The sequence below is a fragment of the Streptomyces sp. NBC_00466 genome (assembly GCF_041433995.1).
In the GTDB taxonomy this organism is placed as follows: Bacteria; Actinomycetota; Actinomycetes; order Streptomycetales; family Streptomycetaceae; genus Streptomyces.
On sequence record NZ_CP107896.1, the window covers coordinates 4,069,734 to 4,086,224 of the forward strand.

The window sequence follows — 16,491 nt, forward strand, 5'->3', positions numbered from 1 at the left end:
CCGGCCGGGTGCCCGATCGGACGCCTGCTCAGGCGTCCGGCCCGGCGTCCGAGTGAGTATCAGGGCTGCCGTCGCCGGCCTTCACGACCGGCGGCGGTAGCCCATTTCGTACGTGTTAGCGTCGCTGGGCAACTCTGGGCGCGGGGACTGCGTCCTCCTTCGCAGGAGAGCGAGCCTTGGTGACCACTGCAGATCCGACACGTGAAGAAGGCAGAGGGAGCCCCCGTGCCGGGGGCCGCGCCGGCCTGCTCTCACGGGGCGACGGGCCGGGGCAGCGGCCCTCAGACCGGATGCCGTGGACCTGGCTGACCGCCCACCCCGTCATCACCGCGACCGCCGTGGCAGCCGTCGCGCACATCCTCTGGTTCTTCTTCTTCGCCAACAGCGGCGGCGACCTCGCGGCGCAGGACGCCTGGGCCGAGTTCGTCGGGCGCCACCCGGCGTCCGCGTACAACCTCGCCTGGTACGGCGGGATGCACCCCGTCTCGTACAGCGTGGTCTCGCCGTATCTGATGTCCGTGCTCGGTGTCCGTACGACGATGATGATCGCCGGGACGGTCTCGGCCGCGCTGACCGCGCTGATCCTGGTGCGGCTGCGCGCCGTCCGCAACCCGCTGCTGTGCGCGCTCGCCGCGGACTTCGCGTTCCTCTGCAACGCCCTGTCCGGCCGGGTCACGTTCGGCCTCGGCACGATGTTCGCGCTGGGCGCGGTGGCCGCGGTCTTCTGCTGGCCGTACCGCTGGCGCACCCGCCGCTGGGCGAAAGCCTGGGTCGCCGCCCCGCTCGCCGGCATCGCCACCGCGAGCAGTCCCGTGGCCGGGCTCTTCCTGGGCGTGGTGGCCGCCGCGCTCTTCCTCAACAAGCGGCGGCCCGGCGCCTACGCGCTGGGACTCGCGCCGGTCGCCGTGGTCGCGCTGTCCGCCTGGCTCTTCCCGTTCTCCGGCACCCAGCCGATGTCGGTGGGGACGGCTTCGCTCCCCCTCCTGTACGGGGTGTTCGTCCTCTTCCTGGTCCCGAAGGAGTGGCGCACGGTCCGTACGGGCGCGGCCGTGTACGCGCTGGGCGTGGTGCTCACCTGGCTGATCAACTCGGAGATCGGCTCGAACATCTCCCGGCTGCCGATGCTCTTCGCGGGCGTGGTGCTGCTCGCGGCGCTGCCGTACACGGTGCCGAAGTCGCGCAAGTGGTACGCGGTGGTGATCGCCTTCATCGGCCTCAATGTGTGGATCGGCTTCAAGAGCGTCGACGACGTGGTGCGCACCGCCCCCGCCGCCTCCTGGACCCGGGAGCTCGCCCCGCTGGTCAACCAGCTCCAGAAGAGGGGTGCGGACAAGGGCCGGGTCGAGGTCGTCCCGGCCAAGAGCCACCGGGAGGCCTCCGCGCTCTCCCCGTACGTCGATCTCGCCCGCGGCTGGAACCGCCAGGCCGACATGGAGCGCAACCCGCTCTTCTACGACGACAGCCTCGACTCCGTCAACTACCGGGCCTGGCTGGCCCGCTGGGCGGTGGGGTACGTCGTACTGCCCGCGGGCGCGCCCGACACCGGGGCCGGCCAGGAGGCGAAGCTCGTCCAGGACGGGCTGCCGTATCTGAAGCGGCTCTGGGCCGACGACAACTGGCAGCTGTTCGCCGTCGACCGGCCGACGCCGATGGCCGACCCGCCGGGCACCGTGGAGCGCGCCGAGGAGGTCGGGGTGACCGTCCGGGTACGGGAGCGGGGCCGGGTGCTGATCCGGGTCCCGTACTCGCCGTGGCTGGGCCTGGTCGATGCCAAGGGCAAGAGCGTCGAGGCGCCGCAGGAGACGGAGGCGTCCAAGGGACGTGGCGAGGGCGAGCCGAAGGTCTTCGCCAACACGAACGGCTGCCTGGTGAAGGCGGACAAGGACGCGGACGGCGACGAGTGGACGGAGCTGCTGGCCCCGAAGGCCGGTGTCTACCACCTGGCCTCGCCCTACCAGCTGCCGCGCGGGACCCCGTGCCCGGACGAACTGAAGGACACGCTCCCCGCGGGCGGCCCGGGCCAGAAGCTGACTCCGGGCCGCCCCGACTCGGGGCATCCCTGACACCGGGCCGCCCCTCCCGTCCGCCGTCCGTGCCTCAGATCCCTCAGATCCGCTTCGCGCTGCGCAGCGTCGCCGCGTAGTAGCCGTTGCCGTCGAGGCGGGAGGTGCCGCCCTTGTCGCCGATGGTCGGGCCGTTCACCTCTTCGCGGCTGGAGACGAAGATCAGATGGCCGTCCGTGTCGTGGCCCATGTACATGCCGATGTGGTCGAGCCGCTGCCCGGTCCGCTGGTCGAGCTTGAAGAACACCAGGTCGCCCGGTTGTAGGACATCTATCGAGGTGGGCCGGTCCGCAGGCGTGATGCCCTTGAGCGGGATGACGTCGGCGCCGAGCTTGGAGCGGCCGATGCCGTTCGCGGTACGGGGCAGACCGTCACCCTGGCCGTCCAGCGGGGCGAGCGGGTAGCGCGCGCGGTAGCCGAAGATCGTCCGCATGAAGCCGGAGCAGTCGATCGCCCGGTACCGCGGCTTCTGCGGCTGGCGGGTGACACCGTTGCGGAAGGTGTACGGGATGCCCAGGTAGTCGAAGAAGTCCGACTGTTCGAGGCGCAGGTCGTTGCCCTCGCTGCCCTCCGGGTTGATCGGCCCGAAGTTGGCGTCGCCCGCGTACGGGACCCCCTCGTCGTCCTTCTTGACCGGCGCCCCTTCCACGTACTGGAAGGCGAACGCGAAGAGGTCGTCCTCCTCGCTGCCGTAGTACTTCTTGAACCAGTCCTGGAACCACTGCTGCTTCTCGGCGCCCTTCTTCCACTTCTCGGGCATCAGCCGCACCCAACTCTCCGTGACCACACGGGACTTGGTGTTGGCGGGCTCCGCGAAGGTGCGGGACGGGCCGGTGAGCGTCGCGGTGCGGGCCGCGTCGGTGAAGGTGGCGAGCACCTTGCCGTCGGCGTCGCGCAGGACAGTACGGGCGGGCGAGTTGAGCCGTTCCCAGGTCTTGCCGGTCTTCAGCGAGTCGCCCGCCGTCCGTAGCCCCGGCTTGTCGGTGACGGCCTGGACGGTGGGCGCCTTGGCCTGTTCGTCCTGGCGCAGCTCCACCGTGAAGTACGCGCTGCCCGCGAGCAGAGCGACGACGGTGGTGGCGTGCAGGACCTTGCGGCTGCGCTTCGACTGCTTGGTACGCGGAGCGGTCATGGGATCACCTCAGGCAGACGGGAGGGCGCCGAGCAGGATGCCGGCGGTCAGGACGACATAGGCGAGGAGCGAGACCGAGCCGGTGGCCAGCAGCGTCGCCCCCTTGGGCTGGCGGACCAGCTGGTAGGCGATGAGGCCGGGAACGATGAAGCCGAGCGTCTGGTTCGCGTACATCAGCGGGAACTCCACCTGGAGCACGATCATCACCGTCGCCTGGAGGATCACCCCGGTCAGCACCACGGCGGAGAAGAGCCGCTTGCCGTAGAGGATGACGACCTTCTGGAGCATCAGCACGGAGACGTACGTGAGGACGGTGACCCCGACGACCATCGCGGCCCGCTGCAGGTCCTCGACGAGCGTCAGCGCGAGCCAGCCGGGTGTGATCATGCCGCCGGGGGAGAGGTTGGTCGTCAGATAGCAGACCAGGGAGAACATCAGGCCGAGCGCGATACCGATGGCGGCGATCTCGGGCGTCAGGACGGTGGGGATCAACGGGGGTCTCCTGCGCTGTTCTGCCGGTTCTGCTGGTGCGGGTCGTGCGACGGGTGTGACGGGTGCGGCTGGTGCTGCGGGGGCTGGTACGGGACCGGGTACTGCGGCTCCGGGTACGCCTGGTCCGCGTACGCCTGGTCCTGGTGCGCCCGCTCCGGGTACACGGCCGGTTCGAACATGCCGCGTGGCTGAGGCTGTTGCTCATCCTGCTGGTGCGGCTGCTGGTACGACTGGTGGTGCGGCTGGTGGTGCGGCTGGTAACGCGTCTCGTACGCCTCCGGGTACGGCGCGTACGGGTCCAGATGCGGCCGGTACTGCTGCCCCAGCGTCTCGTCGTGCCGGGGGTGCTGCGCGTGCTGCGGACCGCGCTGCTGCGGTATGGCGGGCTCCGTGGCGGGGGGCGTCTCGTCCGGGGTCTCATCGGGCGGGAGTTCGGCGAGGTGCTCCAGGAGCAGTTCGCCCTGGCCGTGGATGTTGCCGATGGCGATGAGCGAGGAGTCGGGGCCGAGCTGCCCGAGCAGCGCTCCCATGAACTCGTCCGGGTCGCGCCGGTCGCCGCCGAGGTCGACCGCACGGTCGCGCCACTCGGCGGGTATCGCGTCGATGGCGCTCTTCGCGGGGTGACCGATGACGAAGACCTTGTCGGGCCGGAGATCGGGGATGATCTCGCCCATCTGGCCGTTGCGCTCGACGCGGTCGGGACGGCAGTTGATGACGACGTGCAGCGGGCGGTGCACGGCGCCCAGGTCGAGGAGCTGGTTGACGTTCATCAGCGTCGACTCGGGGTCGTTGGCCGCGAAGACGTTCGCGAACCTGAGCTTCTTGCCGTCCGGCGTCAGATAGCGCTCGACGGAGAGGACACCCGGGTCCGGCGGGGCGTCGTACATCCCCTTGAGGGCCGTCTCCCGCTCCACGCCGAGGAGTTCGGCGACCTTCAGCGCGATGGCCACGTTCTCCTTGAACGTGAACCAGCTGAACCCGCGCAGCTCCTCGTCGCTGACCGTCTCCGGATCGGCGTAGACCAGCTCGCAGTCCCGGGCGTCGGCCTCCTCCTGGAGGATCGCGAACCGGTCGACCTCGGCGGTGACACAGATACCGCCCTCCGGCATGGAGCGGCAGAGCGAGCGCGCCACGTCGTCCAGGGTCGGGCCCATCTCGGCCAGATGGTCCTCGCGTACGTTGCAGAGCACGCCGATCGTGGAGCGGATCAGCTTGGACTGGTTGATCTCCTGGAGCGCGGGCATCACCGCCATGCACTCGATGACCAGCGCCTGCGGGTCGTAGGAGGCGGCGCGGCGCACGATGCCGATCTGCTCGACCACGTTGGCGAGGCCGAACTTCCGGTAGACCGGCTCCTCGGTGGCGTCGGGGTGGATGAACCGGGCGGCGGTGCCCGTGGTCTTGGCGACGGTCACCAGATCCCCGCCGCGCAGTGCTCCCGCGCAGAGCCGGGTGATGGAGGACTTGCCACGGATGCCGTTCACCAGGACCCGGGCGGGAATCCGCTCCAGGTTGATGAAGTGGCGGCGCTGCTCGACGATGCCCGCAACCAGCAGGATCGCGCAGCAGACCACCAGCACGGTGTAGAGGAACAGCACGTCCGGTCAGGTCCTTTCGGCGTGGGCCGCGGGCGCCGCGGGTGCGCTCGGCGCCGTGGGCGCGGTGTCGCGCTTCGGCTGCGCCGGGAGCTGCTGGCGTACGAGCTCCAGGGAGCGGGTGACGGCGCCGACCTCGTCGTGGTGGCGCGGGTACAGGACGGTGCGGCGGTCTCCGTCGGCGAGCGCCTCGGCCTGGTCGGCGAGTGCCCGCAGCGGGCGTACGACGACGATGTGCAGCCAGCCGAGGCAGGCGGCGACGGCGGCCATCCCGAGCAGCCCGCCGAGCACGGTGAGGTTCTGCCTGCGGTACTCGGGGATGGCCAGGGAGCGTGCGGGCTGCTCGCTGACGACGGTCCAGCCGAGGGTCTTCGCCGCTCCGCCGCCGACGAACGGCGCCGCCGCCGCGATCTGCACGGAGCCGCCGTCGCGGTAGAGGATGCCGCTGGGGTGCGGGCTCATACCGGTCTTCTGGTTGGTCCCCGCGACGAGGGTTCTGAGACGCTCGCTCGGGAGCCGGTGGAAGGCCCGGTAGCCGGTGTTGCCGCCGATGACCCGCTGGTCGGCGTCCACGACCCGGACCTCGCCGAGGCCGGGCCGCTTGAGCAGCCCGTTCAGGAACTCGATCCGGAACTCCCCGATCACGGTGGCGCCGCTGCGGCTGGGGATCCCGGCGTACCCGACGATGAGCGGCTTCTTGCCCGAGTGGTTGAGCACCCGGATCGGATGGCCGGCCTTGGCCCGGCTCACCGGCTGGTGGGGGGTGTCGCCCGCGTGGGCGACGACCTTCCCGGACGGGTCGACGACGTAGAGCGACTGGTAGCGGTCATGCTCCAGACGGGTGCGTTCCAGGACGGTGTGCATGGCGGTGGGCGAGGTGTCGCTGCCGATCAGTGTGGCCACCGACAACAGGTCGGCCTGGCCCTCGTTGAGGGCGCGGCGCACCCGGTCGGTGAGGGTGTCGGTGCGCTCGCGCTGGTCGTTGACGAGCTGTTGCGGTACGACGGCGGTGTCGTCGGCGCGGTTGAGGATGAGCAGCATCGGCGCGCACCAGACGAGCAGCAGCGCGCCGCAGACCAGGACGAGCCCGCGGCTGCCGAATCCGCCGGTGCGCGCGAACCTGCCGCGGCGCGGGGGAGTGGTCGCCCCCGCGGGTTCGCCGAGCAGCTGGCGGCGCAGCCGCTCCAGCGCGCGTCCGATCCTGGCGGCCTCCCCGTACGAGGGGGAGCTGACCGGGCGGGTCAGGTCGCCGCGGGTCAGCCTCCGGCTCTCCAGGAAGAGCCGGAGCAGCGGGCGTTGGACGGTGCCGAGCAGCAGCGCGACGGCGAGGGCCCCGATGACGGTCAGCGCCCCGGCCGCGATCAGGCCGAAGAGCGGCCCGGCGACGGCGGTGGGGTTCTCCGAGACCGGGACCATGGCCACGACGCTGAGGCCGAGACCGGTGGCGATGGTCGGCTCACCTGGCTGCGGCCCGGCGAGCGAGGCGTACCCGGCGATGCTCCGGTCGCCCGTGTGGACGGCGCCCACCAGGCTCCCGCTGACACCGGGGAACCCGCCCGAGCCGGGTTCCCTGGCCGAGATGGGGTTACGGCGGACCTTGACCGATGCTGTCTTCGCGAAGCTCTTGAGCTGCTTCTCGGCGCGTCTGGCGTCGGCGCGCTGGGTGTCGGTGCGGACCTGCTCGGGCTCGGGGATGCCGTCGCTGGACAGGATCTCCGCGTCGTCGTCGATGACGGCGATGGAGCGGAACTGGCCCAGGCTGATGCCGGGGAAACGCAGGTTGCTGGAGGCGACCAGGAGTTGCTGCGGGGTGCCGGGCCACGACAGCACGGCGAAGGAGAGCAGCCGGGTCTCGCCGTTGGCGAGCCGCACCATGCGCGGGCTGAGTCCGTCCTTGGCGCTGAGCTTGGCGGTGTCGACGGCGGTGAGGGGGACGTTCTCGCCGCGGGCCGCCAGCAGCTTGCCGGATGAGATCTGGACGACGGCCGTGCCGGTCCACTTCTGGTAGACGCTGCTGACCTTGTCGAGCACGGCGTCGGGGGACGCGGGCGCGCCGGCGTTGAAGAGGTTCGCGGTCCGGCCCAGGTCGGTGAAGCTCTCGTCGATCGAGGCGCGCAGCGCGATGGCGCCGTCCTCGGCGAACTGCTGCTGCGAGGTCAGCACCGCCTTGGGGACGGGGTCCTGCACCGTACGCCCGAGGTTGAGGGCCGTGATCCCGGCCAGGGAGAGCAGCAGGACCGAGAGGACCGCGATGGGCGGTCGTATGCCACCCAGCAGCGACATGTCGGCCCGGCGGCGGACCTTGTGTCGCCGCTTCGCAGGCGTGGCGGCCATGAGCGTTCCCTTTCTGGGACTTCTCCCGGGACTTCATCCGGGGACTTCTTCTGGGACTTGGGGGTGCTGCCGGGTGGAGCGGGGTGGAGCTGCGTGGCGCGGGGCCGCGCCGCCGGGAACTGTGAGTGACCGGAACGGGGTCGCGGAAATGCATGACACGTTCGAATTGGGAACGGTTGTAGGGAAAGGGAAGGGTGTGACGCAGGGCACACAGGTGGTTCACAGGATTCGCCGGGCCGGCCCGCGCCGCCGTCACCCGGGGGTGTCGCCCCAGTAACCGATGCGTCTCCCGGACGTCCCCACCCGTTCACCCGCGGACCGCTGCCGAGCGGTCCGCACCGCAGGTCAGCCGGGCAGACTCTCCAGCGGCTTCAGCCCGTCCTGCTCCGCCCCGCGGTTCAGCATCGTGCCCTCGGTGCGCTCGAACGCCAGCCGGTAGCGGGCCTTTTCCTCCGCGGTCAGCTTCCCGCCGTCGCGCAGCGCCGCCGCCACATCGATGAGCCGGTGGTCCCGCACCGCGTCGGCGGCCGGAGGGTTCGCCGCGTCGGACTCCGGCGGGATGGAGACGAGCGTGGGTACGTAGCGTGCCCGGACCTCCCACCTGCCGCCCCGCTTCTGGAAGTCGAACCAGCCGATGATGCCCTCCTCGGTCAGCCCGGACGGCACCTCGTGCCGTGCGACCTGATTGCCGAGCCCGTAAGCGATCCAGGTCCCGTCGACCTTCTCCATCGGCTGGACGACATGGGCGTGATGGCCGATGACCAGATCGATGCCGGTCTCACGGGCGATCCGGCGGGCCAGCCCGATCTGCCCCGAACTCGGCTCGGGATGGTGCTCGCGGCCCCAGTGGATGCTGAGGATCACCACATCGGCGCCGGCTTCACGGGCGCGCTGCTCGGCCTTCTTGATCCGGTCGAAGGCCGTCTGGTTGGCGAGCCAGGGCTTGTCCGCCGGGACCTCGCGCCCGTTGAACCCGAAGGCGTACGAGATCTGCGCGACCTTGACGCCCTTCACGTCCATGATCAGCGGCCGGTCTGCCTCCGCGCGGCTGCGCGCCGAACCGGTGTGCTTGAGCCCGGCCTTGTCGAGTGCGTCGAGCGTGCGCTTCACGCCGGCCGCGCCGTGGTCGAGGGTGTGGTTCGAGGCGGTGGAGCAGGTGTCGTACCCGATCTTCTTGACGGCAGTGGTGATCTGCGGGGGCACCAGGAAGTCAGGGAAGCTGCGGAAGGGGCCGTTGGGCTCGCCCACCACCGGCTCGAAGTGACAGATCGCCAGATCGGCCCGGGAGATGACGGGCTGCACACCGGCCATCAGCCGGTAGAAGTCGAGCCCCTGCTTGCCTTCGGCCTTGGCGTCCTTGCGGGCCTGCTCGGTGAGTGGCGGATGGATGAGGATGTCACCGGCCGCGGCCACGGTGAACGACTGCCCGTCGCCCTTGCCCGATCCGTCCCTGCCCGATGTGCCCTTGCCCGACGCGTCCGACGAACCGCCGCCGTTCAGGAGCGAGCACCCCATCGCGGTCAGCGCGAGGAGGGCCGTCGCTGCGGCGCGCGTGGTGAAGGAGGCGTAAGGGTGTCGTGTCACCCGTGTATTTTTACTTCAATATGACGAGTTCTTGGGCCGGGAAAACGGTGATCTTTGCAATATCGCTGGTCACGGCGTTGGTAGTGGTGGCTGTGGTGCTCGTCACGTCCGGCGGGGGAGAGGGTTCCGTCAAGGGCGGGCCGCAGCGTGCCCGGCCCCAGGAGCAGGTCGACCTCGCCGCACGGATCGACGACTTCACCCGGCAGACGATCCGCCGCAGCGCCTTCCGCCCGCCCACGGCCCTGGAGCGCCGCGCGGTCGCCGACGGCGTCGGTCTGTATCTGGACGGCCGCCGCGCGGAGGCCGAGAGGCGCCTGGCCGAGGTCGACTTCGGCGTCTCGGCCTTCAACGACACGGCCACCGGCCGCCCGTTCGCCGAAATCGCGGACCGGGCACGGGAGTCCACCCGGGGATGGGGACGGGTGTACGTGGACCTGCCGCAGAACCTGTCGGACGGGGCTGCAGGTGGTGACCGGCCGGACGGGGCCGCAGGTGGCGCGGCCGGTGAACCGGTGCGGCGGCCTGCGGCGACGTGGTCCGTGCAGGTTCCGCACCCGGTCGCCGATGCCGACAGCGAGAAACTGGGTGTAGGGGCATGGCGCGCCACACCCGGTGGGGTGCTGGTGCTGGCGGGCGCCCACCGCAGGGCGGGCAAGGACGGTGCGGCGGACGTGGCCCACCGCCGCGACACGGTTTTCCACGCGGTCTGCGCCGAACTGGTCGCCCGCCGGCTGCCGGGCATCCAGGTGCACGGCTTCGCCGACTCCACCGAGCCCGACTACGACGTGATCGTCTCCACCGGCCGGGGCGACCACGGCCGCACCTGGGGCGAAGGCCTGGCGTCAGCGCTGTCCCGGCAGGGCTTCGACGTCTGCCGGGTCTGGGTGCGCCGCTGCGCGCTCGAAGGCCGTACGAATGTCCAGGGACGGGCCGCCGCCGACGCCGAACTCCCTTTCCTGCATGTGGAGTTCAGCCGTACGGTACGCGAGTCTCCGGCGCGGATCGCCCGCGCGGTGAAGGCGATCAGGGAGGCGGCGGGGCTGGCCGGCGGGACTGCGCGGCCGGGGAGCAGTGCGCGTACGGGGGCGGGTGCGGGGGCAGGCGTGAGTGCGGATGCGAGCGCGGGCGCGGTGGTGGCGTAGTCGCGTTGAGTGGCAGGATCCCCGTATGTGAGCCACGACCGCAGCGCGTTCATGACCATCGCGAGGACCGCAGCCCCGCTCTACGTCACCACCCTGGCGGCGTCGGCGGGTTCGCTCGTCGACACGGTGCTGCTGGGCCGGCACGCGACCGCCTCGCTGGCCGCGTTCGCCGTGGCGGTGGCGGTCTTCGCGCCGGCCACCGCGACCGTGGCCGGCGCGCTGCGCGGGGTGATGCCGTTCATCACGCCCCACCGTGAGAACCCGGACGAACTGCTGCCGCTGGTACGGAGCGGGATGTGGCTGGCGTTCGCGGTGGGCGGGGTGTGCGCGGCCGTGGTCGCCGCTGTTCCGCTCATCGGCGGACTCTGGGGCGTACAGCCCGGCGTACTCCACCAACTGGGGCTGCTGCCCTGGCTGCTGGCGGGCAGCGTGCTGCTGATGGCCGTCGGCGGATCGGCGACATCGGTCCTGGTCGCGCTGGGCCACTCCGCGCAGGTGATGCGTTCCGGCCTGGTGGGCACCGCCGTGTCCGTCACGCTGTCGATCCTGCTGGTCGGCGGCCCGGGACCGCTCCCGAGCCATGGACTGACCGGCGCGGGCGCGGCCATGCTCGCCTCCAGCCTGATCAGCACCGGCCTCAACCAACTCGCCCTGCGTCGGCGCACGGTACTGGCGGGACGGCCGCTGCGCCCCGGCCGGCCCGATCCGCGGCGTGTGCTGCGGCTGGCCGCGGTGGGCATCCCGCTCGGCGGCACGGTCCTGGTGAAGTTCTCGGTGCTGGGTGTGCTGACGTTCGCGGCGGCCCGGATCAGTACGGACGCGGCGGCCGTGCACGGCGTCTCGGAGTCGCTGGTGAACGTCATCTTCACCGCGGCGGTCGCGGTCGGCCAGTCCACGGTCCCGCTGATCGCCGACTACGCGTCCAGGCACGACCTCAGGAGGATCCGCCGCAGTGTGGGGGCGGGGGCCGGGGTGGCCCTGAGCGCGGTCACCGTGCTGGGGGCCGCGCTGCTGGCACTGCGCGGCCCCGTGGTGGGCCTGTTCACGACGGACGCGTCGCTCAGCCACCAGGTGAGGGGGCTGCTTCCCCTGGTCCTCGCGGTGGTGGTCGCGGACGCACTGCAGGCGGTGGCGGGCTTCGCGCTGGTCGGCCTGAGGCGGACGGGCCCGAGCCTTGTCTCAACGGTGGTGTGGTTCGGGGTACTTGCCGCACTTGCGGTCCCGGTGGCTGACACGTACGGCCTGAGGGGCCTGTGGGCGGCGCTTGCGTGCGCGAACCTCCTGCAGGCCGGAACCAAGACGTACTCGTTCCTGCGGCACAGCTCCCGCCTGAGTGCGCAGGGGGATCCCCGCAAGGACCCCTTAGCCCGTACGGGTGGCACCAGCGAGTCCGCAGGACGCACCGCGCCCGAGGCACAAGGCTGAGCGGTGAGCCGAGGAGTGACCCATGGCGCTGAAACCGCCGCAATGCCCCCACTGCCGCGACCCCCGTCCGCTGTGGAAGGACACCAGCACCACCGGGCCGAAGGTTCCGGACGGATGGCGCTGGTACTGCACAGGGTGCAGACAGGTCTGGGAACCCACGAACGACCACAGGGCGCGGTACCGGGCGGCGGCACCGGCCGTGCCGGGTGTCCGTGCGGGGATCCGCTGAACCGGTGCGTGCGCCGCTGCGTGCGTCGGCCTGCCGTGCTGTACTGACAAAGTGGAGCGAAAGCACTCATTGGCAGCGATTGCGCACCTGAGGCGCCCCGGCGGGGCGGCTTCGGACCGTGTGCGTGACCGGCGGGCCGAGAAGGTGCGTACCCGGGTCCGGCTCATGATCGAGATCACGGCGCGGGCAGGGGCGTACCGGAAAGGGCTGGTCGCGGCCGCCCGCCGGCTCAGCCCGGAGGAGGCGGCGATCCTTTCGGATCTGGAGCGCCACGGGCTGCAGGTGCCGCAGTTGCACGACGTGCTGTGCGGGGGCCATGTGCTGGTGGACGACCCGCAGTTGTACGAGGACTGGCGGTTCGCCAAGGTCAGCCACGAGCGGCTGTCCAGCCACCACCGTGACATCGACAAGACGCTCTACCCCGACATCGGAATGCGCGGGGACGTGGTGCGGGAGAAGCTGCACGGGCGCACCGCCCAGGGCACCTGGGTGCAGCTGGAGAAGACACCGGCCGCGTTCGGCGGGCGGAAGCTGCCCAGTGTGAGCGACCTCCGCCACCTCATGGACTACGTGGTCTACCGGATCACCCGCAGCAATGTCGGGCCCTGGGGCCTGTCACGGATGACCGAGCGGCGCCCGATGTATCTGGTGCCGTTCCTCGCTGTGCCGACGTCCCTGACGCCGCCGGTCGCGCGGCTGCTGACCCAGGCGCTGCGCCGGATCGAGGAGGCCGACGACGTCACTGCCGTTTCCGCGGACCTGGCGGCCCGGTTCCCGCCCCCGGACCGGCAGGACCTGGCCGGCGAGCTGGGGCAGTCACTGTCCGGCAGGGCGGGCCGTGGGCTGTTCGGCAACTCCGGGGTGTGGGTGACCGAGACCCTCTCACGCAGCGCCGCCGCGGTTCTCCGGGAGAGCCGTGTGCCGCCTGTGGTGGAACTGCTGCAGTCGGGAGAGCCGTCATGAGTGACGACCAGCGCGATGTTCCGCCGGTGACGCCGTCGGACGCGGGGACACCGTCTTCCGAGGGGACACCGTCGGACAGCGAAGGGGCGTCCGTCCCTTCGGGGCTGGTGTCGGCCGTGGTGAACCTGGTGAACACGGGGCCTGTGCTGCTCGGTGCGTACACCATCGCGGAGCTCACCGCCGTGGACGCGATCGTGGACTTCCTGGAGGCCAGGCCGTCGGACGACGTGATCGCCGAGGCCGTCCGCTCGCTGGCGGCACGCCAACTGCTGCTGGCGGGGGACACGGGCGAGCAGGTGCAGGTACAGGGCGACCTGGGCATCGCCGTGGCGTTCCAGCAGCGGGCCCGCATGGTGCTGGATGCCCGCACGACCGGGTCGGGTCCGGGCGAGCCGTGGCGGATCCTGTTGCTCCCCCAGCCCGAGCGGATCTGTCTCATGGTCCGCATCGACGCGCTCGGCGTCCACCAGTTGGGCCTGTACAAGCTGGACGAGGCCCTGAACATGCTCATCGAGTGGCTGCCGCGCGGCTCGTCGGCGGACCCCGACGAGGCGGCGGACACCGAGGCCGTCCTCGCCGCTTCGGAGCGCTCCGCGCTGATCACCGTGACCGACTACACGGCGCAGGGATCGGCCGAGACCGCGGGCAGCAGCAGGGACCTGGTGCTGGCCCGCAGCGGCGGACGGCTGCACGCCCTCGCCCGGGACCCCGCCGACCGGGAGAAACTGGTGCCGCACCCGGAGACGCGCAAGGACACCGTCCACGAACGGCTCATCGATCTGCTGACGTAGCCAACTTCCGCCCCGGACACCGCTCGGCCCCGGACATCTCTCAGCCCCGGACACCGCTCACGCAAGCGGGCCCCGGACGAGGTCCGAGGCCGGCGGAGCCGCTCCCTGGGGGAGAAACCCCAGGCGAGCGCGGTAGTGCGTTGTGCCCCCGGCAGGATTCGAACCTGCGACACCCGCTTTAGGAGAGCGGTGCTCTATCCCCTGAGCTACGAAGGCGGGGATCTGTCGGAAAACGTGTCTGAAAGTTGGTCCAGGTAGACGCAATGATCCAGACGGTTTCCGACACAGGTGGGGGCCTGGCTGTGAGGCCGGGCCACCGCCGCCAGTGTAGCGGGTCGTCCTTGATCCGTATTCGGCTCCCTGCTTCATGGCTGCTCCCAGACCGATGCGCCAGGGGGCAGGGCGTCATTCCGCGGGAGTGGAATCGATCATGGCGCGTGTGACGGAGTTGCTCAGCCAGGCGTAACCGATGTAGATGAGCAGAGCGGCGTTCGCTCCGTAGGCGGGGACTCGCTTGTGCGGGTAGCTCTGGTCGAAGCGTGAGTGCTGGGATTCGCTGTCCTGACGGAAGCCCTTGAGCCGGCGGCCGGCGTGGTGTCCGGGGGAATCTGCCGCAGATGCTCAGTCCGGTTGAACCTCTGGCGCTGCGTCGACGGGTCGATCTGCCGGTCCTCGTCCGTCTCGTCGACCTGGATGTACTCCGTGTGGATTTTCTCTGGGCAGTGGATGGTGACGCGGTGGTAGTACCGGGCCTGCTTACCCGGCCGGTACTGGAGTTCCTGGACAGGCAGAGGGGTGTAGTGGGTAATGCCGTCTACGGTCATGCGCCGCTCGCAGACACGGCCTTCGGCGACATAGAGGTCGTGTCGGCACTTGTACTCGTCGTACTCGAGGCGCTTCAGTGACTCGGGAGCCAGTCCTCCGTGCTGGGTGGTGAAGACGACGAGGCCGTCGGCGATCAGCGGAGCACGGTGGACGCCCCGCAGGGCGGTGTCGTAGGTGATGGCGCGAAGGGCGAGAGCCTCGGCCAGGATGTGCCGGGTCAGCTTGATGAAGGCGGTGCCTTCGTCGTCGCGGAGGGGGTCACGTTGGCTGACTTATGCCGGATGGAGTCGATGCCCAGGATGACTCGGCTGTGCGGCGTGCTGGCGAGGCGTACTGCGGCAGAGAGGAATTTGTTTCCGTAGACGCGGGTGCCGCCGCCCTCGACCGTGTAGCTGGCGTCTGCGTCCACTCGGTGTTCGCGGACTTCGCCTGTCACTTTGTCCACGACTCTGCGGCGTTGTTGCGACGAAGGCGGGCATGCAACTGTGGCGTCCGCGTGGATGACTTGATGGCGTTGCGGGTAACTCCTGCTGACGCGCTTACCGTTCTCTTTCATCATTCCGTGATCGAGGGCCTGTTGGATCCACAGGTCGCGGCTGGCGTCACGAACCTCAGCGAAGACGGGCTTGAGCTTGTTGTGGAAGAAGTAATTCCACTGACCTCGGGTAGGTCCGGTCGACTGGAGGGTGTCCGCTGCTGCATCGCCCATGTGGGTGCGAATGCCCCGGCATACGACGTCCCACCACATCGCTTCTTCGAAGTGAGCCGCAGTGGCCCGAGCGGAGCCGAACAGGGAGATCGCGCAGAGGAAGATCAGGTAGGCGATCGGCGGGTGAAGAGCGGGCCGGCCCACCCGGCTAGGGGGAGGCAGAGCCTTCACCGCGGCGTACAGGTCGGGGTTGTTCAGGAGGTGCTCGAACCGTTTACTGATGGTCAGGGGCGGTGCCTCCGGGCCCTTGGGCGGGAGGGGGTCGGTTGCCGCTCCGAACGTGTCGTCGGGGACAGTGCCCATGACGTATTCGGGTGTCTTCTTCTCCTGTTTGCGCCTTCGGCGTCTCTTCGGGGCGGTCATGCGGCATCGCCTCGCGGGGGCGTGTTCCACTTCAGGTCGGCCAGTTCGGCGGCGACGTCGAGGGAAGAAAGCCCGAGGCGCCGGGCGGCTTCGGAGAGCTGCCCGGTCTCATTCAGGATCCGGCGAGCCACGTAGCGGGTGACATCTCGCGGTTCGACCTTGCGGGCCATGGTGGACAGACCGCTACGGCGTGCGATCTCGCTGAAGCCGGCGCCCACACTGGACTGCACAACGCTGGGGGCGGAGCCCGCGTTGGCCACCAGGCGGTGTGGTCCAGACCCCTTGCGCTCCAGATACGCGGCACGCAGGCTCAGGACGTGAACGGCCCAGCCGTCGAGCCCGCAGCGTCGGGCCACAGTGCGGGTCGCACCTCGAGTACTGACCGAGGCAGCGGTGAGGTCGAGATCGGCGGTGGACGCAGCGCCGACCTCGGCGCTGGAGAGCCCAGCGAGCAACAGGGCGAGGAGGGAGGCATTCCGGGTGGCGGGCATCCCGCGTTCGGAATGGAAACGAAGCTGGGCGATTTCTTCGGGCCGCAGTTCGGCGCTGGGCCGCCGGGGGCTACGGGGAATAGGCCGGGAGTCCACCAGTGGTGCGGCTCTGGTCAGCCCGAGCATCCGGGCCTGGCTGAACAGGGAGATGACCCCTGATCGCCGTTGCCGCTGGGTATTGTCTGCCGGGGTCTCAATGATCACCCCGCGTCGATCGCGCCCCGGGGCGTTGATGAATGCCTCCGCGAGTTCCGGAGTGATTTCGTCGAGGAGGAGGGCATGGTGAGCGCGGGCGTACCCCAGCAGTCGTTCGCCGACTTCGATGTACTCGTCGACGGTGTCCATGCTCAACG

The 16,491-nt window shown here is 70.3% G+C and carries 13 protein-coding genes and 1 tRNA gene; 6 read left to right on the forward strand and 8 right to left on the reverse strand.

Translation table 11 applies throughout. From position 1 onward, the window contains the following. The first annotated feature begins 179 nt into the window (after nucleotides 1-179). Entirely contained in the window at nucleotides 180-2,063 is a 1,884-nt protein-coding gene (locus tag OG210_RS18280; RefSeq protein WP_371537699.1) for an MFS transporter, read from the forward strand. 43 nt (nucleotides 2,064-2,106) lie between these two features. Here OG210_RS18280 and OG210_RS18285 read toward each other — a convergent pair whose 3' ends face one another. The 5 genes from OG210_RS18285 to OG210_RS18305 all read right to left on the reverse strand — a co-directional run bounded on the left by OG210_RS18285 (nucleotide 2,107) and on the right by OG210_RS18305 (nucleotide 9,131). Beyond that, entirely contained in the window at nucleotides 2,107-3,195 is a 1,089-nt protein-coding gene (locus tag OG210_RS18285; protein ID WP_328327655.1) for an NlpC/P60 family protein, read from the reverse strand. A 9-nt stretch (nucleotides 3,196-3,204) separates the two neighbouring features. Further along, nucleotides 3,205-3,687: a poly-gamma-glutamate biosynthesis protein PgsC/CapC gene (locus OG210_RS18290; RefSeq protein WP_266855951.1), complete on the reverse strand. Its 483-nt coding sequence runs from the start codon at nucleotides 3,685-3,687 to the stop codon at nucleotides 3,205-3,207. Beyond that, the gene (gene pgsB / locus OG210_RS18295; RefSeq protein ID WP_371537702.1) at nucleotides 3,684-5,285 is read right to left on the reverse strand and encodes a poly-gamma-glutamate synthase PgsB; all 1,602 of its coding nucleotides are present in this window, start codon (nucleotides 5,283-5,285) and stop codon (nucleotides 3,684-3,686) included. Before pgsB ends, OG210_RS18290 begins: the two co-directional genes overlap by 4 nt. Before the next feature lie 6 nt (nucleotides 5,286-5,291). After that, complete coding sequence (locus OG210_RS18300) at nucleotides 5,292-7,616, reverse strand: HAMP domain-containing protein (RefSeq protein WP_371537705.1); 2,325 nt, start codon at nucleotides 7,614-7,616, stop codon at nucleotides 5,292-5,294. Between the two features lie 345 nt (nucleotides 7,617-7,961). Next, nucleotides 7,962-9,131 (reverse strand): CapA family protein, encoded by a 1,170-nt coding sequence (locus OG210_RS18305; protein ID WP_371540359.1) that lies wholly within the window; start codon nucleotides 9,129-9,131, stop codon nucleotides 7,962-7,964. A 116-nt stretch (nucleotides 9,132-9,247) separates the two neighbouring features. Between OG210_RS18305 and OG210_RS18310 the strand changes: the two genes are divergently transcribed. The 4 genes from OG210_RS18310 to OG210_RS18325 all read left to right on the forward strand — a co-directional run bounded on the left by OG210_RS18310 (nucleotide 9,248) and on the right by OG210_RS18325 (nucleotide 13,750). Then, entirely contained in the window at nucleotides 9,248-10,342 is a 1,095-nt protein-coding gene (locus OG210_RS18310) for a hypothetical protein (RefSeq protein ID WP_371537707.1), read from the forward strand. Nucleotides 10,343-10,369: 27 nt separating this feature from the next. After that, a complete protein-coding gene (locus tag OG210_RS18315) occupies nucleotides 10,370-11,767 on the forward strand; it encodes an MATE family efflux transporter (RefSeq protein WP_371537709.1) in 1,398 nt (465 codons plus the stop codon). A gap of 394 nt (nucleotides 11,768-12,161) precedes the next feature. After that, nucleotides 12,162-12,959, forward strand: a complete 798-nt coding sequence (locus OG210_RS18320; protein WP_328327638.1) for a hypothetical protein — start codon at nucleotides 12,162-12,164, stop codon at nucleotides 12,957-12,959. Next, complete coding sequence (locus OG210_RS18325) at nucleotides 12,956-13,750, forward strand: hypothetical protein (protein WP_328327636.1); 795 nt, start codon at nucleotides 12,956-12,958, stop codon at nucleotides 13,748-13,750. Before OG210_RS18320 ends, OG210_RS18325 begins: the two co-directional genes overlap by 4 nt. A 143-nt stretch (nucleotides 13,751-13,893) precedes the next feature. On the opposite strand, the gene OG210_RS18330 is transcribed toward OG210_RS18325, so the two are convergent. After that, nucleotides 13,894-13,966 (reverse strand) — tRNA-Arg (locus tag OG210_RS18330). A 401-nt stretch (nucleotides 13,967-14,367) separates the two neighbouring features. Here OG210_RS18330 and OG210_RS18335 point away from each other — a divergent pair. Then, complete coding sequence (locus OG210_RS18335) at nucleotides 14,368-14,655, forward strand: hypothetical protein (protein WP_328327634.1); 288 nt, start codon at nucleotides 14,368-14,370, stop codon at nucleotides 14,653-14,655. 137 nt (nucleotides 14,656-14,792) lie between these two features. Here the strand turns inward: OG210_RS18335 and OG210_RS18340 are convergent, their stop codons facing one another. Together OG210_RS18340 and OG210_RS18345 are read right to left on the reverse strand one after the other, a co-directional pair. Continuing rightward, the gene (locus tag OG210_RS18340) at nucleotides 14,793-15,647 is read right to left on the reverse strand and encodes a hypothetical protein (protein ID WP_328327632.1); all 855 of its coding nucleotides are present in this window, start codon (nucleotides 15,645-15,647) and stop codon (nucleotides 14,793-14,795) included. Beyond that, complete coding sequence (locus OG210_RS18345) at nucleotides 15,644-16,483, reverse strand: hypothetical protein (RefSeq protein WP_328327630.1); 840 nt, start codon at nucleotides 16,481-16,483, stop codon at nucleotides 15,644-15,646. Before OG210_RS18345 ends, OG210_RS18340 begins: the two co-directional genes overlap by 4 nt. Between the last annotated feature and the right edge of the window lie 8 nt (nucleotides 16,484-16,491).